This is a genomic window from Methylococcus capsulatus (genome assembly GCF_036864975.1).
Classification (GTDB): domain Bacteria; phylum Pseudomonadota; class Gammaproteobacteria; order Methylococcales; family Methylococcaceae; genus Methylococcus.
In genome coordinates this window covers 1931443-1956186 of sequence record NZ_CP104311.1, presented here as the reverse complement: position 1 = coordinate 1956186, position 24744 = coordinate 1931443, and the positions used below count along the sequence as shown (strand labels likewise).

At 63.6% G+C, this 24744-nt stretch carries 29 protein-coding genes; 25 read left to right on the top strand and 4 right to left on the bottom strand.

From position 1 onward, the window contains the following. Positions 1–7: 7 nt before the first annotated feature. The 16 genes from N4J17_RS09705 to N4J17_RS09635 all read left to right on the top strand — a co-directional run bounded on the left by N4J17_RS09705 (position 8) and on the right by N4J17_RS09635 (position 7537). Positions 8–187 carry a hypothetical protein gene (locus tag N4J17_RS09705; protein ID WP_198321700.1) on the top strand — a complete coding sequence of 60 codons (180 nt, stop codon included), beginning with the start codon at positions 8–10 and terminating at the stop codon, positions 185–187. Further along, entirely contained in the window at positions 184–657 is a 474-nt protein-coding gene (locus tag N4J17_RS09700) for a hypothetical protein (protein WP_198321701.1), read from the top strand. The genes N4J17_RS09705 and N4J17_RS09700 overlap by 4 nt, the downstream gene beginning before the upstream one ends. Before the next feature lie 175 nt (positions 658–832). Beyond that, positions 833–1120 (top strand): phage virion morphogenesis protein, encoded by a 288-nt coding sequence (locus N4J17_RS09695; RefSeq protein WP_198321702.1) that lies wholly within the window; start codon positions 833–835, stop codon positions 1118–1120. Between the two features lie 17 nt (positions 1121–1137). Continuing rightward, entirely contained in the window at positions 1138–1263 is a 126-nt protein-coding gene (locus N4J17_RS16600; RefSeq protein ID WP_198321703.1) for a hypothetical protein, read from the top strand. Further along, positions 1205–1357, top strand: a complete 153-nt coding sequence (locus N4J17_RS09690; RefSeq protein ID WP_198321874.1) for a hypothetical protein — start codon at positions 1205–1207, stop codon at positions 1355–1357. Before N4J17_RS16600 ends, N4J17_RS09690 begins: the two co-directional genes overlap by 59 nt. Before the next feature lie 33 nt (positions 1358–1390). Beyond that, positions 1391–1570, top strand: a complete 180-nt coding sequence (locus tag N4J17_RS09685) for a hypothetical protein (RefSeq protein ID WP_198321704.1) — start codon at positions 1391–1393, stop codon at positions 1568–1570. A 58-nt stretch (positions 1571–1628) separates the two neighbouring features. Continuing rightward, entirely contained in the window at positions 1629–2711 is a 1083-nt protein-coding gene (locus N4J17_RS09680; protein ID WP_198321705.1) for a hypothetical protein, read from the top strand. Between the two features lies 1 nt (position 2712). Then, complete coding sequence (locus tag N4J17_RS09675; protein ID WP_198321706.1) at positions 2713–3129, top strand: hypothetical protein; 417 nt, start codon at positions 2713–2715, stop codon at positions 3127–3129. Positions 3130–3141: 12 nt separating this feature from the next. Next, complete coding sequence (locus N4J17_RS09670) at positions 3142–4038, top strand: Mu-like prophage major head subunit gpT family protein (protein WP_198321707.1); 897 nt, start codon at positions 3142–3144, stop codon at positions 4036–4038. Between the two features lie 4 nt (positions 4039–4042). Continuing rightward, positions 4043–4348 (top strand): HI1506-related protein, encoded by a 306-nt coding sequence (locus N4J17_RS09665; protein ID WP_198321708.1) that lies wholly within the window; start codon positions 4043–4045, stop codon positions 4346–4348. Then, positions 4345–4761: a phage protein Gp36 family protein gene (locus N4J17_RS09660; RefSeq protein WP_198321709.1), complete on the top strand. Its 417-nt coding sequence runs from the start codon at positions 4345–4347 to the stop codon at positions 4759–4761. Before N4J17_RS09665 ends, N4J17_RS09660 begins: the two co-directional genes overlap by 4 nt. Before the next feature lie 9 nt (positions 4762–4770). Further along, the gene (locus N4J17_RS09655) at positions 4771–5199 is read left to right on the top strand and encodes a phage tail terminator protein (protein WP_198321710.1); all 429 of its coding nucleotides are present in this window, start codon (positions 4771–4773) and stop codon (positions 5197–5199) included. 7 nt (positions 5200–5206) lie between these two features. After that, the gene (locus tag N4J17_RS09650) at positions 5207–5497 is read left to right on the top strand and encodes a hypothetical protein (RefSeq protein ID WP_198321711.1); all 291 of its coding nucleotides are present in this window, start codon (positions 5207–5209) and stop codon (positions 5495–5497) included. Then, positions 5494–6684 (top strand): hypothetical protein, encoded by a 1191-nt coding sequence (locus tag N4J17_RS09645; RefSeq protein ID WP_198321712.1) that lies wholly within the window; start codon positions 5494–5496, stop codon positions 6682–6684. The genes N4J17_RS09650 and N4J17_RS09645 overlap by 4 nt, the downstream gene beginning before the upstream one ends. A gap of 65 nt (positions 6685–6749) precedes the next feature. After that, a complete protein-coding gene (locus N4J17_RS09640) occupies positions 6750–7160 on the top strand; it encodes a phage tail assembly chaperone (protein ID WP_198321713.1) in 411 nt (136 codons plus the stop codon). A gap of 128 nt (positions 7161–7288) precedes the next feature. Further along, on the top strand, positions 7289–7537 hold the full coding sequence (locus N4J17_RS09635; RefSeq protein WP_198321714.1) for a DUF1799 domain-containing protein: 249 nt from the start codon (positions 7289–7291) through the stop codon (positions 7535–7537). Here N4J17_RS09635 and N4J17_RS09630 read toward each other — a convergent pair. Beyond that, positions 7520–7666: a hypothetical protein gene (locus tag N4J17_RS09630; protein ID WP_198321715.1), complete on the bottom strand. Its 147-nt coding sequence runs from the start codon at positions 7664–7666 to the stop codon at positions 7520–7522. The genes N4J17_RS09635 and N4J17_RS09630 overlap by 18 nt on opposite strands. Between N4J17_RS09630 and N4J17_RS09625 the strand changes: the two genes are divergently transcribed. The 9 genes from N4J17_RS09625 to N4J17_RS09585 all read left to right on the top strand — a co-directional run bounded on the left by N4J17_RS09625 (position 7667) and on the right by N4J17_RS09585 (position 21413). After that, entirely contained in the window at positions 7667–14290 is a 6624-nt protein-coding gene (locus N4J17_RS09625) for a tape measure protein (protein WP_232470214.1), read from the top strand. It begins immediately after the preceding gene. A 19-nt stretch (positions 14291–14309) separates the two neighbouring features. Further along, on the top strand, positions 14310–14747 hold the full coding sequence (locus N4J17_RS09620) for a phage tail fiber protein (RefSeq protein ID WP_198321717.1): 438 nt from the start codon (positions 14310–14312) through the stop codon (positions 14745–14747). Positions 14748–14777: 30 nt separating this feature from the next. Beyond that, complete coding sequence (locus N4J17_RS09615; RefSeq protein WP_198321718.1) at positions 14778–17273, top strand: hypothetical protein; 2496 nt, start codon at positions 14778–14780, stop codon at positions 17271–17273. A gap of 1 nt (position 17274) precedes the next feature. Beyond that, positions 17275–18027 carry a hypothetical protein gene (locus N4J17_RS09610; RefSeq protein ID WP_198321719.1) on the top strand — a complete coding sequence of 251 codons (753 nt, stop codon included), beginning with the start codon at positions 17275–17277 and terminating at the stop codon, positions 18025–18027. Then, the gene (locus N4J17_RS09605) at positions 18028–18927 is read left to right on the top strand and encodes a hypothetical protein (RefSeq protein ID WP_338457591.1); all 900 of its coding nucleotides are present in this window, start codon (positions 18028–18030) and stop codon (positions 18925–18927) included. After that, on the top strand, positions 18924–19331 hold the full coding sequence (locus N4J17_RS09600) for a hypothetical protein (protein WP_198321721.1): 408 nt from the start codon (positions 18924–18926) through the stop codon (positions 19329–19331). Before N4J17_RS09605 ends, N4J17_RS09600 begins: the two co-directional genes overlap by 4 nt. After that, positions 19321–19692: a DUF4376 domain-containing protein gene (locus tag N4J17_RS09595; RefSeq protein ID WP_198321722.1), complete on the top strand. Its 372-nt coding sequence runs from the start codon at positions 19321–19323 to the stop codon at positions 19690–19692. Before N4J17_RS09600 ends, N4J17_RS09595 begins: the two co-directional genes overlap by 11 nt. A gap of 150 nt (positions 19693–19842) precedes the next feature. Continuing rightward, positions 19843–20604, top strand: a complete 762-nt coding sequence (locus tag N4J17_RS09590) for a DNA adenine methylase (RefSeq protein WP_198321723.1) — start codon at positions 19843–19845, stop codon at positions 20602–20604. Between the two features lie 59 nt (positions 20605–20663). Next, entirely contained in the window at positions 20664–21413 is a 750-nt protein-coding gene (locus tag N4J17_RS09585) for an extracellular solute-binding protein (protein WP_232470215.1), read from the top strand. 19 nt (positions 21414–21432) lie between these two features. On the opposite strand, the gene N4J17_RS09580 is transcribed toward N4J17_RS09585, so the two are convergent. The 3 genes from N4J17_RS09580 to N4J17_RS09570 all read right to left on the bottom strand — a co-directional run bounded on the left by N4J17_RS09580 (position 21433) and on the right by N4J17_RS09570 (position 24731). Then, the gene (locus N4J17_RS09580) at positions 21433–22530 is read right to left on the bottom strand and encodes a phosphotransferase enzyme family protein (protein WP_198321724.1); all 1098 of its coding nucleotides are present in this window, start codon (positions 22528–22530) and stop codon (positions 21433–21435) included. Then, positions 22527–23120, bottom strand: a complete 594-nt coding sequence (smrA, locus tag N4J17_RS09575; protein ID WP_198321725.1) for a DNA endonuclease SmrA — start codon at positions 23118–23120, stop codon at positions 22527–22529. Before smrA ends, N4J17_RS09580 begins: the two co-directional genes overlap by 4 nt. Positions 23121–23183: 63 nt before the next feature. Continuing rightward, positions 23184–24731: a B12-binding domain-containing radical SAM protein gene (locus tag N4J17_RS09570; RefSeq protein ID WP_232470216.1), complete on the bottom strand. Its 1548-nt coding sequence runs from the start codon at positions 24729–24731 to the stop codon at positions 23184–23186. Positions 24732–24744: the final 13 nt, after the last annotated feature.

Genomic DNA, 24744 nt, shown 5'->3' with positions numbered 1-24744 from the left:
ACATTGAATGAGCAAAGACAAGAAGCCCGAGCCACCTGTTGAGCGCGATATCCGTCGCCGGCTGGATGAAGACACGGCGGATTTTAGTGAGGGCAAGCCCGGCCGCTCGTGGGACCGCACTGTCTCACCGAGCAAACCGCATCCGGCTGAGCCGCCGGGCAATGACCGGAACAGGAACAAGAAATGAACGACGAACTCACCCCGTACCAGATCATGCTGCGCTGCCGGCTCTCGTCACGCTATCACCAGCAGCGGCGGCGCGTGTTGATGCGGCGGTCCCGGATCGCGGGTTATCTGGGCGTGGCGATGAGTATGGGGATGGTGGCCTCGCTGATTCAGGACGGTCCGAAGTTCATTCAGCTTGCACTGCCTTTTCTGGTCGCGTTGGCGACTCTGGCGGATACGCTGTTCGGCTTTACCGCTCAGGCCTTCGAGCACCTGGCTTTGTACCGACGCTATATGGAGCTGGAGCAGTGGCTGTTGAAAAACGAGGCGACGCCAGCGGAAGCGCTGGCGCGGATCACGGCCATCGAGGCCGACGAGCCGCCGGTCAATCAGACCGCTGTGGACGTTTGCGACAACGAGCTGCTCATGGCGCACGGGCATGAGGCGGAGCACCGGGTTCACCCTTGGGCGCGGATGTGGGCGTCGATCTGAGCGCTTGCTTACAGGCGCGTTCAGCGCCTCATTAAGCCGAGACCGCGCCCTATGCCTACCGAACCGCTCCTCTCGGCCCCTAAAGGCTTTAGAGGATTTGGAGCGCGGTGTTTGGGATGGCTCTCGCCCCGCCGTATACTCTGGGCGTTCGAAACCAGCGTTTGAGGATATAAACATGGCGGGCGCGTTCATCAAGATCGAAGTCGACGACCGGGAGGTCCGGGAGAGGCTGGAGGACCTCCGGCGGCTGATGGGTGACCTGGAGCCGGTGTTGCACGATATCGGTACGCATCTGGAGCGGTCCCATCGCCAGCGCTTCGAGCGGAGCGAGGCACCAGATGGCAGCAAGTGGGCGCCCAACAGCGCGGTGACGTTTGATCAACTTGCCAGCGGCGGCTTGCTCACCAAACGGGGCAAGCTCAATAAGGAAGGGGTTGGCCGGCTGGCGGCAAGAAGCCGCTGATCGATACCGGCCATCTTATGGATTCACTGACTCACGCGTTGGATGGTCACGACGACGCGCTGCTGTTCGGAACGAATGTGATCTATGGCGCCGTTCACCAGTTCGGCGCGGAACAAGCGAAATTCGCCGATCCCCTGGGGTGACATCCCGGCCCGTCCCTTCATCGGCCTGTCCGATGACGATAAGAATTACATCGTCGAGACGATCGAAGAGCACATCAAGGCCGCCTGGGGTTAACCGCCGCTGCACTTGGGAGGGGAGTAACATGTCATGAGCCTGCTCAAAGGTCTTCTGCTTTTCAGCGTTGCTTACGGAATCGGTTGGGCCGCCGCATCTTCTCCTAGAGACGCCCGGCCCATCTGCACCAGCATCAATGGGGACCAAAACATCTCCATCACCTATGCCGCCAAGACGTTAACCATCGCGCCGCAGAACACTCCCGCAAGATAACTCGGGCGGAAACGTTTCCGCCTGATATCTCCCGGCCCCGGTCCGTAACCTACGGACCATGAGCCAAACCACACCCCAACCCATCGAATCCCTCAAGCCCGGCCGGTTTACGGCCATGGGCGGCCAGGTCGTTGAGTTTTCCGAGACCGATCTGGCCGCGATGGCGGCGGCCTACGATCCAGCCGTTTACCGCGCGCCGATCGTCGCCGGGCACCCGAAACATGACGATCCGGCCTACGGCTGGGTCGATGCCCTGCGCTATTCGCCGGAAACCCAGCGCCTGCTGTCCGTGCCGGGCGACGTCGATCCGGCGTTCGCCGAACTGGTGCGCGGGAAAAAATTCCGCTCTGTCAGCCTGTCCGTCTATCTCCCCGACTCTCCCGTCAATCCGAAACCGGGCGTGTTCTATCCGCGCCATCTCGGTTTCCTGGGCGCCATGCCGCCGGCGGTGAAGGGCCTGCGAGAAGCCTCCCTGTCCGATTCCGAAGAAGGCGTCATAGAGCTGAGCGAATGGGACGACGTGACCCATGCCGGCTTATGGCGCCGTCTGCGTGAATGGCTGATCGGCCAGTTTGGCCAGGACACCGCCGATCGGGTGATCCCCGGTTACGACGTGCAGTCCCTGGAGCAAGCCGCTCAACAGGAAGTGGCCGAAGCCGCCGCCGAGGATGCCGGCGCCCAGCCCGCCTTTTCAGAATCTCAACCCGAGGTAACGCCCACGATGACTGCTCAAACCACCGATCTGGCCCAACGCGAGGCGGAGATCGCCCGCCGCGAGGCCGAACTGCAACGCCGCGAGGCGGCGGCGACGCGGCAGATGCATGCCGATTTCGCCGAAAGCCTGGTGCAGGCCGGCAAGTTGCCGCCGGCGGACAAGGCGGGCCTGGTCGAGTTCATGGCCAGCCTGGACGGCGAGGCGACGCTGGAATTCAGCGAGGGCGATGAAACGGTCACGACGCCATCCAGCGCCTGGCTCAAGTCGTTCCTGAGCCGCCGACTGCCGAAAATCGTCGAATTCAGCGAGCTCAGTGGCGGTGCCGGCACGGGCGATGAGATCAGCCTGTCGGAAGCTGAGCGGAAGACCTGTGAGGCGCTGAACCTCACGGCGGAGGAATACCTGGCGACAAAGAAGGGGGCGTGACATGACCGCATTGGCAGCAGAGCGCAACACCAAAGAACGGATCGGCGACGTCTTCGACCTTCCGGTCAAAGCCAATACCAAGTGTTTTCTCGGTGGCCTGGCAGTCATCGACGCCGGCTACGCGGCGCCCGGACGTACCGCAACCACCCTGGTCGCGGCCGGCCGGTTCGAAGAGAGCGCCGACAACACCGGCGGTGCGGCCGGCGACAAGAAAGCGCGAGTCAAGCGCGGCATCTACAAGTTCGCCAACAGCGCCGCGGGCGATCTGATCGCGCAGGCCGACGTCGGCGCCGACTGCTACATCGTCGACGACCAGACCGTCGCCAAGACCAACGGCACCAACACCCGCTCCCGCGCGGGCCAAATCGTAGCCGTCGACAGCGACGGCGTCTGGGTCCAGATCGGTCTGGGCTGGTAATCGGAGAAAAGCATGCAGATCACGCCCCAAACCCTGAAAGCCCTGCAGAACGGTTTCAATGCCGCCTTCCTCAAGGGCTTCAACTCCGCCGAGGCCCAGTGGCCTCTGATCGCGATGGAGGTTTCCTCCCAGTCGGCCCTGGAAAACTACGGCTGGATGAAGGAACTGCCCGGCATGCGGGAATGGATCGGCCAGCGCGTCATCCACAACCTCGAGATGATCGGCTACCAGATCATCAACAAACACTGGGAGCACACGGTCGGCGTCGACCGCAACGACATAGAGGACGACAAGCTGGGGTTGTACTCCACCCGCTTCTCGATGCAGGGCGAGGTCGCCAAGCGCCACCCGGACGAGCTGATGTGGCAGGTACTGTTGAGCGGATTCAATTCGCTCGCGATGGACGGCCAGTATTTCTTCGACACCGACCATTTAGGGTTCGACGCCGCCGGCAACGAGACCTCCTGGAGCAACTACCAGGCCGGCGCCAGTTCGCCCTGGTTCCTGATGGACCTCTCGCGCAGCTTCATGAAGCCGCTGGTGTTCCAGAACCGCTCGGCGGTGAAGTTCGTCAACCAGTCCAACGAGACCGACGACAACGTCTTCATGAACCGGCAGTTCCGGTTCGGTGTGGACGGCCGCTACAACGGCGGCTTCGGTTTCTATCAGCTCGCCTACGCCTCCAAGGCCGCGCTCGATGCCACCAACTACCAGGCGGCCCGGCTGGCGCTGGGTACCCAGCGGCGCCCGGACGGCACGGTGTTGCCGATCCATCCAACTCACCTCATCGTCGGTCCGACCAACGAAGCCGCCGCGCTCGCGCTGCTCAACAAGGAGCTGGTCTCCGGCGGTGAAACCAACATCTGGTACAAGACCGCGCAGCTCGTGGTCGTGCCGCAGCTGGGGTAAGCACATGATCATCCGAATCACTGCACGACGCGCCGGATTCCGCCGCTGTGGCATCGCCCACCCGGCGGAACCCACCGATTATCCCTTCGATCGGTTCAGCGAAAGCGAGCTGAAGACGCTCCAGGCCGAAAACATGCTCATCGTCGAAGTACTGGACGATGGGGCATCGGGCTCCGCGGCCGCCGACCCGGCGCCGCTCAAGGCGCATCGCGGCAAAGCCGCTCCCACCGCGGGATCGGCCTCCGTAGGAGCGGCTCCGCCGCGATCTAGGGCGGATGCCGCGGGCGATCCGCCGGAGGGCGTGGCGTGAGCTATTGCACCCAAGCCGACCTGGAAAAGGTCTCGGCCGTCGAGTTCCTGCAGCTCGCCGATCGCGACCGCGACAGCGTGGCGGATGCGGACGTCGTCGCCGAGGCCATCGCCAAGGTGGACGGGATCATCGACAGCTACGTGCGGCACCGCTACGCCGTGCCGCTGGCGCCCGATCCGGCCATCCGGGACTGCGCGGTGAAACTGGTCTGGTTCACCCTGCAGGAAACCAATCCGACGGAAGCGGCCCGGAAGAACCGCGACGACGCGGTGAAGTTCCTGCGCGACCTGTCGGACGGAACGAGCCACCTGGGATCGGACCAGCTCGCACCGGGCGCGACCGTCAGCGTCGATGTCCCGCAGGCCGACGCGCCGGACCGGGTGTTCAGCGACGACACGCTGGCCGGGTACTAGAGCGCGTCGATGCAAATCTCACCCGTCGTCGCCCAGCTCCAGACCGTGCCGGAACTGACCGGCCGGGTCGAGATCGCCGGCAGCGTCCGTCAGATCCTGACCGAGCTGAACAGCGGGAAAGGCCCGCGATGGGCCTGGGTGATTTCGCCGGGTGACGACGCCGAGAAAAACACCCTGTCGGCCGGCGGTATCCGGCAACGGGTGACCGACCGCTACGGCGTCGTCCTCGGCTGCTACGACGTCAGCGACCGTCGCGGCGAAGCCGCTCTGCTCAAGGTGGAAGCGCTGGGCGAGGCCGTGGAGCCGAAGCTCTTGGGCTTCATCCCGGCGCCGGGCTACACGGAGCTCACCTACCGATCCGGCCAGATGGTCGGCGGCACCGACGGCTGGGTGCTGTGGCTGCACCTCTGGCAATCGAACCACTACATCACCAAGTGAGGACGCGATGCACACGAACGAACATTTCGGCAAAGGCGGTAGCTACGTGCTGAATCCGGAGACGGATCAGATCGAGCTGACCGAACGCACCCAGACACACGTCGAGAGCGAGCCGGGTCCCGATGAGGAATCTGGCAGTCACTCCGGCGCCGGAACTCCGGCGCCGGCCGTGAACGCAGCCGAAGGGCAGGTTGAGCTCGAGACGGCGATCGAACCGGCCGGGGCAGTTGAGGCGGCCGACGCCGCACTGGACAGGCCGGCCCGACGCAGCAAGAAGACTGACGGAGAACAGGCATGAGCGGACTGCTATTGCGCAACAACCGAGTCCTGCTCGGCAAGCTGGAGTCGACCTACGGCACCGACGCCGCCCCCACCGGCGCACTGAACGCTTTGCGGGTGACGGACCTGAGCATCAAGCCGATCCAGGGCAATACCAAAGAGTTGAAGTACATCACCAACTCCCTGGGCACCGGCAAGAAAATCCGCACGGAGTTGTACCGGTCGATCACGTTCAAGTGCGATCTGGTCTCGGCGCTCACCCCCGGCACGCCGCCCCCTTACGGATTCGCGCTGCGCGCCTGCGGTATGGCAGAGCTCCTCTCGGCCGCAGCGGTCACCGGTACCGCGCAAGCGGGTTCCACTACCACTACGCTCAAGCTGGCCGCGGCGGCCTCCAGCGTCGACGACGTCTATCTCGGCGCCAAGGTACGAATCACGGGCGGCATCGGTAACGGTCAGTCCGCCACGATCATCGATTACGTCGGCAGCACCAAAGTGGCGACGGTCGACCGGCCGTGGACCGTCACGCCGGACGCTACCTCGCTCTACTCGATCGATCCGTTCGCCCGCTATAACCCGGTGTCGGACATCCTGACCATGGATGCCGCAACCTTCTATTACAACGAAGGCAACCAGGTGCGTCACAAGCTGGTGGGCTGCCGCGGCAACGTCAAGGGCGATGCCTCGGCCAAAGACACCGGCATGTACGATTTCGAGATGATCGGCTTGTACGCCGGCGTGGCCGATGCCTCGGAAACCGGCGTGATCGTGTCCAACTGGGTCGATCCGTTCGAAGTGGGGTTTGGCCGCACCTACGGCCAGGCGTTCGGCAAACAGTTCACGGGCGGGGCCAGTGGGTTGCAGATGGGCAAGTTCTCCTTCGACCTTGGCCAGAAACCCGCTTACCGCTCCGTGGTCGGCTACCAGGGCATCAACATCACCGACCGCGCCGCCTCCGGCTCCCTCACCCTGGATGCCGCGCTCGTCGCACAGTTCGATCCCTGGACGCTGCTTGCCAACAACGGCTCCGGCGCCATCGGCATCGAGCAGCCGGACAGCAATGGCGGTTCCGTCCGCATCGACATCCCCAAAGCCGCCCCGACCGAAATCGACTACGGCGAAGACCAGGGCATATCCACCAACACGCTTTCGTTCGATTGCCAGCGCGTGCTCGGCAACGACGAAATCTATATCACCTGCCGGTAGGGCGGATAAGCGCCAGCGCATCCGCCATCCGGCTACGAACGAAAACCCATACCAAAGGCAATCAGATGGCATTCAAGCTCGGTACCCAGGAAGCGTTAAGCAAACCCATCCAACGCAAAGTGATGCTGCCGGTCTGCAACGAGGCCGGCACGCCCATCAATCACCAGATCACCATGCTGTACCACCGCATGACCGTGGAGGAGATCGGCGCCGCCTACGCTGCCCTGGGGGAAGACGCCAAGCTGCTGGAAGAACTCAGCGGGCCGGCGCTGACCGCCGCGGTGCTGGACATGCACGCCAACCACGTCCTGCGCCTGGCGGCCGGGTGGAAGGAGGTTCAGGCGGACGACGGTACCGACGCGGCATTCACCTTCGATAACGTCCGCGCCCTGCTGAATGCCGTGCCGAAAGCCTACGACAAGATCACGGAGGAATTCCAGAAGGCCAACCGGGGCGGGGCCGCGCTGGGAAACTGATCGAGGCCGCCGAGTACTGGGCGCGGAGCGGCGAACAACCCGATCACGCGCTCCAGGCCGACCTGGAGGCGTTCGGTCTGACACAAGCGGATGACGATACAACGCCGGCGGATGCCGACTTCTATGTCATGGAGGACAACTGGGACACGGTCATGGCGTTCCTTGCCTGCAGGACATTATGGCGCCGGCACTATCCACCGATGGGAGGCCCAGTGATCTGGGAAGGGCTATTCCCCTCGGAGGTAAACGTCGTGATCCGCTGCCGTGGCCATCGAGGCGCAAGGGCGGATGAAATCTTCGCCGGCATCCAGGTCATGGAAGCGGCGGCCTTGGCCGTGTTCCATCCGCCGGTGGCGGAGTCAGCGGCTGAGGAATAACCGCCCGGCGGAGGTCAGGCAAGCCAGGACGAAAACGGCGATACCGGCCCACACCATGGCGGCGCCGTATTTGAGGAATCCCAGCGCGAACACTAGAAAGCCCAGCACCATCAGACTGATTAAGGACATATGGCCGGCCCTATCGTAGTTGGCATCAAACTCAATCTCGACGAGAAAGGAGCGCTGGTCGGGGTTGAGAAGGTCGAAAGCGGATTCAAGCGCATCGGCGCCGCCGCCAGCGAATCCGCCAGCCGTATCGATGCATCATACAAGAAAGTCGAAACCGGCATCGCCGAAGTCGAGAACGGCTTCAAGCGCGTTGGCTCTGCCGCCAGCGAATCCGCTGGCCGGATCGACGCGGCTTACGGCAAGACCCGCCAGGGCCTGGATTCCATCAGCACGCAGCTGGCGACGGCCAAGCGCCAGTTTCTCGAATTCGTCACCGCCCAGGCGGCGTTCGGCGCTGGTCGGGAACTGGCCGATGTGGCCGACCGCTACGCCAACCTATCCGCCCGGCTCCGGCTCGCCACCCAAAGCGAACTGGAGTATGCCAAGGCGCAGGCGCAGGTGTTTGCCATCTCGCAGCGCCACAGCACCGCCCTCGACGACAACGCCAGGCTGTACTCCCGCATCGCCCCCGCGGCGCGCGATGCAGGCAAGAGCCAGTCCGACCTCGTCAAGGTCGTCGAAGCGGTCAGCGCCAGCCTGAAGACCTCCGGCGCCACCGCGGCCGAACAATCCTCCACCATTACCCAGCTCTCCCAGTCCCTAGCCTCATCCACGGTGCAGTGGGAGGACTTCGGCCAGCTCGCCGACACCAATATGCGTCTGGTCGATGCCGTCGCCAAGCAATTGGGCGGCAGCATGGGCGACCTCAAGCAAAAGATGTCGGACGGGCTGATCAGCAACACGCAGCTGTTCGACGCCATCATCGCTGCCTCCGAACGGCTCAAGGCCGAAGCCGCGACGATGCCCAACACCATCGGCGGTGCGGTGCAGCAGATCGAAAACGCCTGGGAGCGCTACATCGGCAAAGCCGACCAGGCGGCCGGCGCCAGCCGGGACGTGGCCAATGCCATCAGTGGAGTGGCCACCCACTTCGACCAGATCGCCGACGGCGCAGTCCGGGCCGGTGAAGTGGTGGCGGTCGCCATCGGTGTCAAGGCAGTGACCGCGATGACCGCCTATGTGGCGGAGGCCGCGGCGGCCGCCAATGGCACGCTGCTGTTCAGCCGGGCGGTCGGTGCGCTCGGCGGGCCGATCGGCGCCGCCACCTTTGCTGTCCTCGCCGGCGCGGAAGCCCTGTCGGCTTGGCGCGCCAACATGATCGCGGCCAACGACGAGGCGCTGCGGATCCGCAGTCAGGGCAATGCCGGCGCGCTGAATACCACCGACCCCACCAAAATCATCGGCGTCGATCTCAAGGCCAAGGCCGACCAAGCCAAGCAGGCGATAGGTGACCTCTCGGTCACTGTCACCAAGGCTGGCGCAGCGATGGATCAGTCCAGCCAGCAAACCAAAAAGTTTGCCGGCTCCATGGACGACCTTGACCAGCGCCAGGCGAAAGCCAAACAGGATTGGGGGAAGTGGGCGGAATCGCGGGCCAAGCAGCTCGGGTTCAATGCCCAGGAAACCGAGGCGTATAAGAAAAAAGTCCTCGAAACGATCGCTGTGGAGAAATCGGCCGAGGAGACCAAGAAGGCCCATACAAAGGCCATCTCCGAGGAAGCCAGCGCGGTCAAGAAGGCGGCGACTGAGCACCAGAACGCGATCGAAGCCAGCGACAAGTTCATCCAATCACTGAAAGACCAGCTCCAGAACATACAGGACACCACCGGCGCAAGCGAAGCCGAACAAGCCGCGCGCAAGGCCTCGATCGGCTTGATCGGCAAAGAGTCCGACGAGCGCGCCAAGCTGGCCAAGCAGCTGGTCGAAGAACGCCAGGCCTACGAAGGCGCCGAGCGGATCAAGCAGCTCGAGATCAAAACCCAGAACGACATCGCCGAGGCGATCCGGCGGAAAGCAGAGACGAACGCCCAGGCCCTGCAAAGTGCCCAGGACGAAGAACAGAAACAGCTCGCGATCCTGGCCCAGCTCCAAGCTGCACACGAAGCCGGTTACGGGCCGGAAGCGCTGGCCCGGATGAGGTCCTACCTGAGCGCGGTCTATGACGTGACCCAGGGCATGGGCGAGGAAGAGGCCGCAGCCACGGCGGCCGCCATGGCCCACACCGAAGCCGCCAATCACATGATGGGCGAGATGACCCAGACCGGTCAGTCCATGCTGTCCGATTTGGGCGGCATCGCTCAGAACATGATGGGCATCTTCACCTCGATGTTTTTCGACCCGTTCGGGTCCGCCACGGCGAATATGGGGCAGCAGTTCAGCCGGATGCTGCAGCAGATGGCGTCGCAGCTGATGCAGAGCGCCGTGACGCAGTTTTTCACCGGAGGCTCGTCGGGGGCCGGCTCCATTGGCGGGCTGATAGGCTCCGTCGGCAGCTGGTTCGGTGGCTCGGGAGCCACAGCCGCGCCCTCGGTGGGTGGGATCGTCAATACCGGGGCGGCCGTTGCGAACTGGGCCAACGTCGGCGATATGTTCGTTTCGACCGGTGGCGGCAAGGCCATGCCGGTGGCCATCGTGGATGCCGCCGGCGCCGGGACACGGGCGGCAGGTACGGCGGGCAGTTGGCTGGGCGGCCCCGGCTGGGCCAGCACCGCGCTCGGCTATGCCGGTGCGGGCATAGGCGGTCTCGGCACCGGATACATGATCGGCAACGCGATTGGCGGGAAATATACCTACGGCCGCGAGGGCGGCATGGTGGGTGGCGCCGTGGGCGGGGTGGCAGGCTATGCCGCCGCCACCGGCGGGATGCTCGGCGCCACGGTCGCCGAAAGCACGCTGCTGACGGCCTTGTCGTCCACCGGCATCGGGGTCGTCGTCGCCGCCGTCGTCGCCGCAGTCATGTCCTCAATCAAAAAGGGGCAGCCAGACGCCACGGCCCAGTATTCCTGGCAGAACGATAGCTGGACCTTGAACAAACAGGCCGAGCGCAATGGCGGCAATCTGGCCTTTCTGGGGAATTTCGCCACCAAGCTGTTCCAGCCTTTGACGGATCTCGAAAAGACGCTGGCCGTCCAGCTGCCCGCCTTCAATCTCAACATGCGCCAGCATGAAGGCTATTTCGGCATGCAGATTCCTGGGCTCTATTCCGCCCGGATGAAGGCAGATTCCGAGGCCAACAAATACATGGCCCAGGCGGTCAGCATCGGCGTCATGCGACTGTTTCAGCAACCGGCCGTCACGAGCCAGATGGCCGACCCGCTGACGAAAGCGGTGGTGATGCTGTCCGGCGACCTCCAAGCGTTCGGCGACAACATCAAGGCCGCGGAGGAGGTGCGCAAATATGCGGCCGGCGCTTCCTCCTTCAAAGTGATCGGCAAATCCCTGGACCTGTCCGGCGGCAGCGCCGAGACCTTCTTCGGCAATATGAAGGAGGCCGGCGCGCTGCGCACCTTCCTCGGCGAGCTGACGCCAAACACGGATGCGTTCGCCAAGCTGGTGCAGTCGTTCCAGCAGATGGAGGACATCGCCAAGAAATTCGGGGTGTCGGTCGACGACGTGCACAAGAAGGTCGACCAATTCCTGAAGGCGGCGGAATACAACACGCAGGACCGCGTCAATCAGCTGCTCGGCAAGCCGCAATCGATCGGCTCGAAAGTCTTCAACGACATGCAGAGCTTCGACCAGATCGCCCAGGACCAGCGCAACAACGTCGCCGAACTCGCAAAGCAGAACAAAGCAGAGGCTCAGCGGGGCAAAAACCTGCTGAATTACGGCGATTTCGTGTCGCTCACCGGCGCCGACAAGAAAGAAGCCAAAGGGCTGCTCAAGCAACTAGACAACCCTGATCTTGCCGGCAATCCGGAGATGTTGAAGCAGTGGCAGACGGGTTGGGACGCCTATTGGCAGAAGCAGATCGACGAAGCCAAGGCATCAATCAAGAATCCCAAGAAGCTGGCCAAGGAAATCAAGCGACTGGAGAACGGGCGCGATTCGCTCGACGCCTTGGGTATCGGTCAGGTGGATATCGATGCGGCAAAGCAGCAGCGCAAGGAGCAGCAGAAACAGGAGGTGCTCGATCAAGCCCAGGCCTATGCTGGGCAGGGCGCGTCCCAATTCGCGGCGAAGCTGAAAGAGATCACCGACTATTTCAGCTGGGCGCGCGACGGCGCGAACGAGTTGGGCATCAGCGTCGACGAGCTGAACCAATACCAGAAGGCTGCCACCGATGCCCTCAATGGCCAGTTCGACGATGCGCTGAAACAGTTCGCGGGCGAGAGTGTGTCCGGCGCTGCCGCAGCGCTCAAGGCGATCGACGACCAAGCCAAAGCGTTTCGCGAGGACGCGATTGCCCTGGGTAAGTCGGTGGAGGACGTCGACCGGGCGACGGAGAAGGCAAAGCAGAAACTCAAGGACCAGTTCGACGACACGCTGAAACAGTTCGCGGGCGAGAGCGTGTCCGGCGCTGCCGCAGCGCTCAAGGCCATCGATGACCAGGCCAAGACCTTACGCGAGGACGCCATTGCCCTGGGCAAATCCGTCGAAGATGTGGACAAGGCCACGGAGTCGGCGAAAAAGAAACTCAAGGACGACTTCGTCCACGGCCTGGAGCAAATGGCCGGCGTGCTCGATACCAACACGATCGCGTTCAATGGGCTGCGCGATCAGTTCAAGGGTCTGTACGAGGACGCCAAGACCCTCGGCGTCGGCATGGACCAGGTCGGCGCCGCGCTCGCCCAGTCGATGAAAAACCTCTGGGAGCAGATGACGTCCGGCATCGAGCAGGCTCGTCAGTCTATCGCCCAGCAGATCGCCGAGCTCCGCGGGCCCCAGGCCGTCGCCGACCTGGCGGGGCAGAACGTCGACAAGGCCAAGCAGAAGCTCGCCGATTACCGTGCCGGCGGCGGTACCGACATCAGCAGGGAAATCGCGCTGATTCAAGGCGTGCAGGCTGCCGTGATGGCCCGGTACCAGGCCGAGCTGGCACTGATCCAACAAGCGGTCCAGGCGGAGGTGCAGGCGATCCAGACCCGCATGCAAGCCGAGATCGACGCGGTCAACACCACGCTCAACGCGGCCATCCAAGCCGAAAACGATCGACTGGCGGCGATCACCGAGGCGGAAAGCAAAAGGCTCGAAGCCCAGACGTCCGCGATCCAAGAGGCCGCGGACGTTGCTGCTGAGATCCGACAGGAGGCCCAACAGGCCGCGCTGGATGCATTGAACGAGCAGCTCCAGGTAGCGAACCAGCTCAAGAGCGCGATCAAGGGAATCGCCGACTACGCCAAGAGCTTGATGACGTCGGCGGATTCACCGCTGTCCCCGAAGGCCCGGCTGGAAGCGGCCAAGGCGCAGTACGAAGCGACGGCGGCGAAAGCGCCAACGGATGCCGAAGCGGCGGCCCGGTATCAGCAAGATGCCGAGGCTTACCGCCAGGCAGCCAAGGACTACTATGGCTCCGGCCCCGGCTACGCTGAGGCCTATAACCGAATCCAGTCCGACGCGACTCGGATTGGCAATACGAACGTCACCAGCCCAGACAGCGTCGAGTCCCAGCTCAAAGAGCTGCGCAAGCAGCAAGCCCAAGAAAACAAAGAAGCTCAGCGACTGGTTCAAGAGCAGATCAAGGCGGCTCAGCAGGCATCCCAAGACTATCTCGCCAGTCAGCGCACGGCCTCCGAGGACATCGTATCTGGACTCAGGGCGACCGCCGAATCCCAGATACAAGCAATCCGCACGAAAGCCGACGAACAGATCAAAGCCGCGCAGGATCTGGATTCAAGGCCGGACGTGCAAGCACTTAAGGCCGAAACCGTCAAAGAGCTACAAACGCTTGATCAGAATCTGGCGAAAGCCTATGAGACGGCTCAGCGGCAATACCAGACGTTCCTCGACTCGCTCGCGGGTGTCGTCGGCGCCAACACGGCCGCCATCGGGTCACTGGTCGAATGGCTGCGCAGCCAGGGCGTCAACGTCACCGCGCCCCCTGATCCTGACCCCGGCGTGTACGAGCCGACGGCCCCGACTGCGGGCGGCTCGGGCGATCCCCTCCCGCATCATGCCGCCGGCGGCCATTATCGCGGCGGGCTCGCTCTCGTCGGCGAACTCGGCCCTGAGCTCATCAATTTCAACCGCCCCGGCTACGTCCACACCGCAGACGAAACCGCGCGCATCCTCGCCGCCGTCAGCGGGGGCGACTCTGCAATCCGTGGGAGCGGCTCTGCCGCGAAGACCATCGACCAGATCCAGCAGCTGCTCGGCGGCCTGCCGTTCGATCCACGTCAGCTGCTGTCGATGTTCTCGGCGGCGAACGACGCCCACGGCGCCTACGCCAACATCCTCGACCTACCGCCGACCTGGTCGAACGCCGCCTCGGCCGTCCAGAGCCTGATGCTCAAGCCGGCGGCCAGTTCGCCCGCGATCGACATGCCCTTCGTCGGCCACCAGCCGCCGACCAGGTCCACCCCATCCCGCCAAACCGCCCAGATCGAAGAGCGCCTCAGCCGCATCGAAGCCAACCAATCCGGCACCGAACTCAAGGGATTGAAAGAAGCACTGGAATCGATCCGGCGCGAATCGAAAGCTGGGGTCAACGTGCAGAGCGCGGGATTCTCGCAGTTGCTCATAGTGATGAACCAAATGCTGGCGCACCTGGACGAGATGGAGCGCCGGTCCCGTTATGCCTCGTAATCCTAGCTAGGAGACAACCATGACCGCTTTATCCAACTACCTCGAAAACAAATTGCTCGACGACCTGTTCCGGGCCACAGCGTATGCCCCGCCGGCAACGCTCTACATCGCACTGTTAACCGCCGCGCCCAGCGATACCGGTGGAGGCACAGAGGTGGCCGGCGGTTCGTATGCTCGGGTTGCCGTCACCTCCGGGCTGACGGCCTGGAACGGCACCCACGGCAATACCACCGGCGCCAGCTCCGGCACCGGCGGCACGATCAGCAACGCGGCTACGATCGCGTTTCCCGCGCCGACCGCAAACTGGGGTTCGATCACCCACTTCGGTATTTTCGATGCGGCCGCTGCCGGCAATCTACTGGTCTGGGGTGCGCTCAGCGCGGCCAAGACCGTCAACAACGGCGATCCCGCCCCGACGTTTGCGGCGGGCGCTCTGACGGTCCAGATCGACAACTAAGCGCCGGCCGCATCAGGGATAGGAACCGCAGTGGCAACGGCAGGCCCTAATTACGCGTCCACCGCGGTCAGCGATAGCGCGCTGGCGGGTAATGTCTGGAGCAATCCGGGCAACGCCGGCGCGGGCGACGACTCGTACTCAACAGCCTATTCGAACGGGACCCAGTATCTAAAAGCCACGGGGTTCGGATTTTCGATCCCCACCGGGGCAGTCATCGAAGGCATCGTTGTTGAGTGGGAGAGGAAAGCCTCCGGGTCAACCGTCAAAGACAAAGCGGTCCGCATCGTCAAAGCGGGCACCGTCGGCGCGACGGACAAATCCGTTACGACGGATTGGCCGACGACGGACGCGTTCGCCAGTTACGGCGGTTCGTCCGATCTGTGGGGCGAGACCTGGACGGCAGCCGACATCAATGCAGCCAGTTTCGGCGCTGCCATCGCGACGAATAGCACATTTGTCCGGACCGCGTCGGTTGATGCTGTACGGATCACGGTCTACTACACACCACAGATCAATTTAGCGTCCGATGCCGCCGCGGTCGCGACGGCCGCTGCCGATCTGACCACTACGATTGCTCTCAGTGGCGATTTGGCGGCCAGCGCCACACTGGCGGGCGACCTGACCACGGGCATCGCATTGCAGGGCGCCGCCACCGCCGCGGCCGCAGCCGCAGCCTATTTCTCCGTCGTGCTGGACGGGGCGATCCAGGCCCAGGCCAGTGCATCGGCGGATTTAAGCACGGGGATTGCCCTCTCTGGCAATGCGGCCGGGATCGCCACATTGTCCGGCAACCTGACCACGCAGATCCCGCTGGCGGGAGATTCCGCCAGCGTGGCAACGGCTGCTGCTGGCCTGTCCACGCAGATCGCGCCGGCCGGTGCGATGTCCTCGGTGGCCTCGGCCTCGGCGAGCCTCACGACGTCGATCCGGCTGGCTGGCAGCCTGGCCGCCAGCGCCGCCGCATCGGCCGACCTCAGTGTCGGCCGAGTCTTCATCCCGCCCGCGTCCCAGCGCATCTACCTCGCCGAGATCACCTGCTACGACCCAACATTGCCGGGTATCCGCACCTTGCGCTACAGCTCGGGGGCGGATGGCTACGACAACGGCGGAATCTTGTACGAGCCCCTGATCCAGCAACCGGCCACGCTGCGCCGGGAGATCCCCACCGACGTGGTGGGCGGCCATGTGTCGGCCAGCTACGGGGCGTTGACCCTGGTCAATGCCAGCGGGCAGCTCAAGGCCTTGCGCGATTACTACTTCGGCGGTTACGAATTGACGCTAAAGGTCGGAGAAGCCGGGGCGCCCTACGCCAGCTTCACGACCCGGCTCAAGGCCACCGTCGAAACCGCCAGCTTCGAACCCAACCGGGTGGCGATCCGCCTGCGCGGCCGTGAGGAAACCCTGAAGACGCCGCTGCAGACCCTCTCCTACGGCGGCACCAACGTCCTGCCCGACGGACTGGACGGCACCCCGGACGATCAAAAGGGCAAGCAGCGTCCGCTCGGCTTCGGCCGGCTGGCGGCGATCACGCCGCCGTGCGTGAACACGTCGCTGCAGATCTACGAAATCAGCACCTCTGCCTTCGACGACATCGTCAACGTCTTCGACGGTGGGACTTTCCTCACCCGCGGCACGGAATACACCAGCCTGTCGGCCTTCAAATCATCCACGGTCGGTGCCGGGGGCTACAACATCTATAAGGCGGGACCGACTTACATCAAGCTGGAGCGCGAGCCGTTCCGGACCCTGGCGGTCTGCGCGGCGGAGAAGTGGGATTACACCCAGATCTCCGCGGCCGGGATCCTCAAGCGGATACTGCAGTCACTGGGCTACACCGCCGCCGACTGGGTCGAGCAGGATTTCCTCGACCTCGATGCGGCGAATGCCGGCTCACTCGGCATCCTGGTGGGGGACGGCGAAACCATCGCCGGCGTGCTGGACCGGATCTGCATTTCGGTCGGCGCCTGGTGGGGATTCGACAACCTGAACCGGTTCCGGGTCCGCCGCTTCGACGGCCCGGCAGGGAATCCGGTGGCGACCATCACCGACGAGCACATCCAGGAATTCGGACCGGTCGGGCCGGTCCAGCGGCCGCTGTGGGAGGTCACGGTGCAGGGCGACTGGAACTACGCGGTGCAGCCCAACGCCAATCTGACCGGACAGGCCCAGGAGCAACCCGCCCGGGCGCAGTGGTGGGACAAGGCCAGCCGGGACCAGGTGATCTCGGTACCGTCCGTCAAAGCGAACCGTCCCTTGGCCGAGAAGACCACCCTCACCAGCTACCAGAACGGCATCAGCCAGTGTCTGGCCGAAGGTACGCGCCGGCGAGCCCGGTTCGACGACTGCCATGATCCGATTGCGGTGACGCTGGGAGCGCCTGACGCGTGGATGGACCTGATCGACCTCGGCTCGGAGGTCGTCCTGGTATCCGATCAATGCGGCTATCCGGCGGGGCGCGCCAAGGTAGTGGTGATGACCCAGCCGGATTTCCAACGCAACCGCCTCGACCTGATCCTGTGGGGATGACATGCAGCCTATCGTGATCGGCTACGCCAACCTGATCGACATCGCTACCCTGGGCGGGACCGGCTGGAATGCGAGCTATCCGCTGACGAACCTCCAGAACCGTTACGCCGGCAGCAAGGCGCGCGCGACCGGTCTGACCGGGCAGATTTACATCGATCTCGGTGTGCCGGATGCCGCCATCCGGGCATTCGGCATCAAGGACCACAATGCGTCCACGGTGCGGCTGGAGGGCTCGGCGGTCAGCAACTTTTCGAGCATCGCCTACGACACGACCACGCTGCCGACCTATGCCGATACCAGCTATCTGCGAGCGCTGCCCGCGGCCGTGGTCGCCCGCTATTGGCGGCTGACGCTGACGGGGGCTTCGAATCCGGAGATGGGCCGCATATTCATCGGCGCCGGCTGGCAACCGAGCCCGGAGAACAACATCGAATGGGGCGCCTCACTCCGGATCGAGAGCAAAACGGAGGTGGCCGAGTCCCTGAGCGGCTACGAGGATTTCAACGTCAAGCCGCTGCGGCGGGTGTTCCGGGCCCGCTTCGACTTTCTGCCCGATGCCGATGCCTGGGGTGTGCTGCTGCCGATGATGCGGTCGCAGGGCGACCACCGTGAGTATCTCCTGATCGCCGATCCGGACGACACGACCTATCAGGCCCAGCGCAACATGTTCTGCAGGATGCGCGAACTCAGTGAGATCGAAGATCCGTACCTCAACGCCCATACCGTCGGCCTGGAATTTTCGGAGCTGCTGTAGATGGCGCTCGCACTCTACCGGGAAAATGCAACCGGGTTCCTGGTGCGACGCGATACGCCCGGCGCGGGCTATACCGCCATCGCCGCCATGCCGACCGGCAGCATCGCGGCTCGCGCGAGCTGGTACCGCGATCTGGACACCTATGGCCAGTCCAGCGCCTGGCACCCGTCTCAAAGCGCACCGGGGCCGGAAAGCGCCGCGCCGACCGTCCCCTACGACAATGTCACCGGGACCAAACCACCGGCGGATGCAACCCGCAACAAGATATTCATCCAGTCGGGGACGCCGGCTTCGCCCACGGCGGGGGATCTCTGGTTCGACACCGCGAATAAGACCTGGGCGACCTGGACCGGCACGCTGTGGCAGGTGGTGTCGGACGTGACGGCTTACAAGACGGCCGCTGCCATCGTCGGCCAGGGTGCCTATGCGACGCTGGATCTTCTGACCTCGGGCAACGTCGACAGTTTTATGTCGGACTCGACCCTGGGCACGCTGAAGCTGGCGCTAAATGCGCTATCGGTGCTGCAGGGGGCGTCGGGCCTGGTATCCACGGCGTACAACACCTGGGTGCAGACCAGCAGCTGGAACATCCCTGCCGTGGCCAATGCCTCGCTGCGCGGGAAGTTCTTGCTGCTGGCGTGGCAACAGTGGATGGATCTGGGCACCGACTATACCGGCGCCAGTGCCATCAAACGGGACGGCTCGACCATCGTGGATGTGTCCGACCGGATCATCACCAACGTCAGTTCAATCGGCAAGTCCCAGACCATCGCCTGGATCGACTCGTCGCCCCCAGCCACCGCCGCCTTCAATTACACGGTGCATGTCTTCCAGAACTACAACGGCAGCCCACCGAACATCAATTCTAGCTTGGCGATCGTGGAGCTGAAGCGGTCATGAGCGCGATCTATTGGACTGTGTACCAGCCTTCGACCGGCCGGATCCTGGAGCTGCCGAAATCGATCCCGGATGCCTATGCCCAGCTCTACCTCGGACCGGACCGGCACGTTATCGAGGGTGCCTGGTATCCGGACCGCCATTACATCGGGCCGGTGGGCGGATTGGAGCGGCCGCCGCAGGCAACGCTGCTCGATGTGGCGACCATCCTGGCCAATGGCGAGGACGTCGCCACGCTAAGCCAACTGCCCGATCCATGCACGATCGAGCTGTACGGGCCGGTGCGGGATACGTTTGCCGTCGAGGGCGGCACGCTAGAGTTCGTCGCCGACGTGCCGGGGCGGTATGAGTTGGTCGTCCTGGCGTTTCCCTGCCTGGACCACGCGGTGGCGATCCATGCGCTATAGGGCCACCCTCCCGATGCCGGAGCTGCGGCGGCTAAAGCAGGATCAGGTCAACGCGAGACGCGCTGAGCTGCTGGCCGAAGGTTATGAATTTGAGGGCGCGACCTTCGCCACCGATCCGCAGTCGATCGCCAACATGACCGCAGTGCTGGCCGCCATCGGCGCCGGCGTGCCGCTGCCGGAAGGATTCGCCTGGCGTGACTACGCCAACGTCAATGTGCCGATGGATGTGGAGACATTCAAACGGTTCGCCGGCGGATTGATCGGCCAGGTGAACCGGATCTATACCCAGTCCTGGAGCAAGAAGGATGAGATTGAAACCAGCGGAACACCGGCGTCGATCGATGTGGATTTGAAGATATGAAAGACAGCGGCCGGCCGAGTGTTGGAGCACCCGGCCAGCCAGCTGACCCGCAGCGTATACCTGCAAGCCAACCCAAGGCTGCCACCGAATGGCCACTCGGTGTGGCAAGCCTAGTGGATTTCTAACGTTTCTGAAATAGTATTGCGTCCTATGCAATATGCGAAACCTATCTTCCCCTGGATCGGCGGTAAGCGCCGGCTCGCGCGGCATATCCTTCCTTTGTTCCCTGCGCACGACTGCTACGTCGAACCGTTCTGTGGCGCGGCGGCGCTGTTCTTCCTAAAAGAACCGGCCAAGTGCGAGGTCATCAACGACATCAACGGCGAACTGGTCAACCTGTACCGGGTGGTGCAGCATCACCTCGAAGAGTTCGTCCGCCAGTTCAAGTGGGCGCTGACTTCCCGGCAGATCTATGAATGGATGAACGCCACGCCCGAGGAAACACTAACCGACATCCAGCGGGCGGCCCGGTTCTTCTATCTGCAGAAGCTGGCGTTCGGCGGCAAGGTGGAGTCCAGGACCTTCGGCACGTCGACCACATCCGGTCCCCGGCTTAACTTCATGCGCCTCGAGGAGGAGCTGTTGGCGGCACACTTGCGGCTGTCACGAACCACCATCGAACATCTGCCGTGGGAGGAATGCATCTGCCGCTACGACCGGCCGCACACACTGTTCTATCTCGACCCGCCCTATTGGGGCACGGAAGGTTACGGGGTGGAGAATTACGTCCGTATGGCGGAGCTGGCTCGGACGATCGAGGGACGGATGGTTATCTCGGTGAACGATATCCCAGAGATGCGGGCGGCATTCGAAGGGCTGCCGACGAAACACGCCGAGCTCTGTTACTCAGTCGGTGGCGGTAAGCGATCCCGCGGATCGAGCGGTGAACTGATCATTCGGAGCTGGACGTGATCTACGCGGCACATGCGTTGCTCATGAGGTTATTATGTTTCCCCACGCGCAAAATCGTCATGGACGATTTATCTCACAATTTCGTGTTCGTTTATCGCGCGCGGCTTCACCTGCCGTTCGATCCCGGCAACCGCTATAGCGTGCCCTATCTGTGGGGAATGACCGGAATCGGGGTCAATGCGGAGCGGATCAACCCTGCCAGTCTGCATGCCTGGGCCGATCTCTGGCAGCCGCGGTTCCACCGCGCTCTGCTGCTGCCCAATGATATGCGGGAGGTGTTCCATATGGCCATGCTGGTGCTGGGGCTGCCGGTCAATTCGACCGATCCCGCCCACATCGAAGCGGCTTATCTCAAATTGCGCGAACTGATGCCCAACGTGCGCCTGTTCAGCTCCGACGCACCGCAGGTTCTATTCATCACTGGCGAAGTGGACGCGGGGATGATCTGGAACGGCGTGGCCTATCTGGCCGGGCGGGAAGCCCCGGCGATTCGCTTCGTTCAGCCCGCGGAAGGGCCGCTGTTGTGGATGGACAACCTGGCGGTCCTCAAGAATGCCGCACACCCGGATGAAGCGCACACGCTCATCGACTACTTGCTGCGGCCGGAAGTGGCCCGGTTGATAAGCGAGACCGTCGGCTATGCCACCCCGAATGCCGCCGCCGTTGCCATCCTGCCGCCCGAGATCAGGAACGATCCCGTGATCTACCCGCCGGCGGACGTCCTGGAACGCGGGGAGTACCAGGTGGACCTCGGCGAAGCGATCGGCCAGTACACGGATTATTGGGAGAGACTGAAAGCAGGACAGTGACGGCGAGCACGCTGCACAATCAACCTTCGGCGGTTTCCATCGAAGGCGAGGACGCGGCTACGATCCGCCGTATCGCCGCCTCGTCTGCTTCGATGCATTCCACCAGCTTGAACTGCACCCGCGCCCGGTGGAGATTCTGGCCGCGGCTTTCCGTGCGGAAGTACACGTCACCGGCCAGATGGTCGGCCAGGAAACGGATGCCGAGCTCGAGCGGAATCAGCCGGATGGCGTCGTAGAAATGTTCGCGGTCTTCCGCCGTCAACATGTCTCCTGCCGCCTGGAGGTAGCCCTTAAGGATGGCCTCGCACAGCGCCAGATCGAAGCGCGTCGCCCCGGGGAGCTGGGGAGACTCACCGGAGCGGTTGCAGCATGAGCGCAGGCAGTCGCCAATGTCGTAATGCACCAGCCCCGGCTTGACAGTGTCGAGATCGATGAGGGCAAGGGCGCGCTCGCCTTGCCGGTCGAACAGGATGTTGGCCAGCTTCGGGTCGCCATGGATGACGCGCGGACGCAAACGGCCCGCCGCCTTGGCCCGTTCCAGCACCGGTACGAAATCCCGCCGCGCATCGACGAAATCCAGAAACTGGCGCACCGCAGGATTGCCCGGCTCGGCCGATCTCCGGACAGCATCCAGCTGGGCGAGATACGCCGGTGCGATGTGGAAATCCGGTAATGTATCTTCCAACTCCGTGTAATCGATCTCGCCCAGCGCGGCGTGGAACGCCCCCAGTACCCGGCCGACCTCCAGGGCCTGGCGTTCCGTCGCAAGCCGCTCCAGCACCCGGCTGCCTTCGATGTAGCGCAGCGCCCGCCAGTGGCCGCCTTCGGCATCGACGAACGCATCGCCGCCTTCCCGTGGCGCGATCAGATCCGGCCAATGCTCGGCGAGCCCGGTATGGCCTTGCCGAACCCTCTGCTGAATGCGGCGAAGATTGGCGGCGATACGGCCAGGATGCGCAAACACCCGGGCATTGAGGCGCTGCAACACGAAGCGGGGCGATGCGGCCGGCGACACCAGCCAAGTTTGGTTGATGAGCCCTTCGCCCAAAGGCTCGAGCCGACACCCCTCGTTTGCTGGCAGAAAGCGCGCCGCGACGGATTCCGGTGCTGCGCTCATTTTGGCTTGACCGAGGTCAGACCCAACTTCTGGCGAGTGATCTGCTTCTGCCTTTCACTCTTCCGCAACATGACGTACACGGCGCCGGTGCCGCCGTGCCAGCGCTGGGCGCTGTGGAAGGCGAGCACTTCGTCGAGTTGGGGAAGCCAGCGGGCCACGTAACTCTTGAGGTAGGTCGGCTTACCGGCCTCCCGCCCGCCCTTGCCATGATTGATCAGCACCGTGCGCATATCGTGCTTCATGCAATCACGGATGAACTCGAACACCGCCCTCCTCGCCTCCTCAACACTCAGGAGATGCAGGTCGAGCGCCGCCTCGATCCCGTAGGCACCCTGCTCCAGCTTGCGGAACACCGCATGCTGAATCCCCTGGCGACGAAAACTCAACACCGCCTCGCGAGCGACGAATTCGACGAAATCAGTGGTCAGGAAATTGGCATCGCGCCCCACCGCCCGCTGCGCCGCCGAACGTCGGTAGAGCTGGCCCGGCGTCGGCGGCTCTTTGGGGCGCAGGAATGTATGATCCGAAACCCTGAGCGGTATCACGTCTTCCATCTCACGCCGGAACAATTCTTTGTCATCGGGATTCATCGAGACAACCTTTCCAGTTCATTGCGCTACGAGAGAACGACCCAGCATCCATCCGGAGTTCCATCAGCCCAGGCCATGGCGCATCTGACGCCGGCTGCCTGCATTTTCGACCCTCCGCGGTGTTTCGGCCGTCCGCCCATCGAGCAGGCAACGCGGGGTGCGCTTGGTGCCGCTGGCACGGAAATCCGCCGCCACGGCCTGCCGGACCCGGGCGTTGTCTTCACTACAGGCTTCGATCAGGAATTCGAAGACGAAATCATACAAACGGTCAAGCGCGATCTCGTGGGTCTTGCTCGTCCGGCCGTACAGCCAATCGGAAAATGCCATGAACCGCGCGAAAGGCGCACTCCCCAGCAGGATCGCCCGGACACCCTTGAAGCGTCCGGAATTCCCGACCAGGTCCCAATAACGGGCGAAGCGGTTCAGGCGCTGCAGAGCCATGAAATCCATGACGTCGGTCCGCACCACGTTGTAAGGGGGATAAGGGTTGTAGCGCATACCGCAGGATCGGCTGTGGCGGTCGATCGGCGCACCGCGCAGACGCTTCAGAATACCGACTTGGATTTCATGGGGGTCGAGAGCGATCAGGCGGTCGAAGCCACGGCCAAAGCCCTCCAGCGTCTCGCCCGGCAGACCAGCGATCAGATCGACGTGCAGATGGGCGTGGGTATGCCGCCTCAGCCAGCGCAGATTGGCCTCGGTCGCGGCATTGTCCTGCCGGCGGCTGATGCGCGCCTGCACCTCCGGGTCGAAACTCTGCACACCGATTTCCAGTTGCAGGGCTCCCGGTGGAAAGCGTGCCAGCGCCTCCTTCAAACGATCCGGCAGATGATCCGGAATCACCTCGAAATGCAGGAACAAGGACGGGTCGGCTTTGTCCAGGAAGAATTCGAGGATGCGCAGACTCGTACCGATATTGAGATTGAAGGTCCGGTCGACGAACTTGAAATGCCGCGCGCCCCGTCGGTACAACCCTTCCATAGCGGCCAGGAAACGGCCGGTCTCGAACGGCCGGGCAGTCCGGTCCAGTGCCGACAGGCAGAACTCACACTTGAATGGACAGCCTCGCGAGGCCTCGACGTAAATCAGGCGGTGGGCGATGTCGTGCTCGTCGTAACAGGCATAGGGCAGTTCCAAAGCGTCGAGGTCCGGCAGCTCGGCGCGGAGGAAGCGCCCGGCCGGTGGCGTCCCGCTCAGGATGTCCCGGCACAGGCGGGGAAACACCAGCTCGCCGGGTCCCCCGACGATATAATCCGCCAGCCGGGCGATCGGCTGCTCTTCCCATTCATGGCTGACCTCCGGCCCGCCGAGCACAACGACCAGCTCCGGCCTGACGGCCTTGAGCAGCGCGACCAGCCGGGTGGTCTCTTCGACGTTCCAGATGTAAATGCCCAGCCCCAGAATGCGCGGATGCAAGGCCAGCAGTTTTTCTGCGACTTCCGCCGGCCGGTCGGTGATGACGAATTCGGCCAGCACGGCATCGGGCCGCAACTCACCCAGGTTGGCAAGCAGACAGCGAAGGCCGAGCGATGCATGGATGAAACGCGCGTTGAGGGTGGACAATACGATGGCCGGCACGGCTTTGAGATTTCTGACTTTCGGAGCCGGCATTTTAATACAGGCG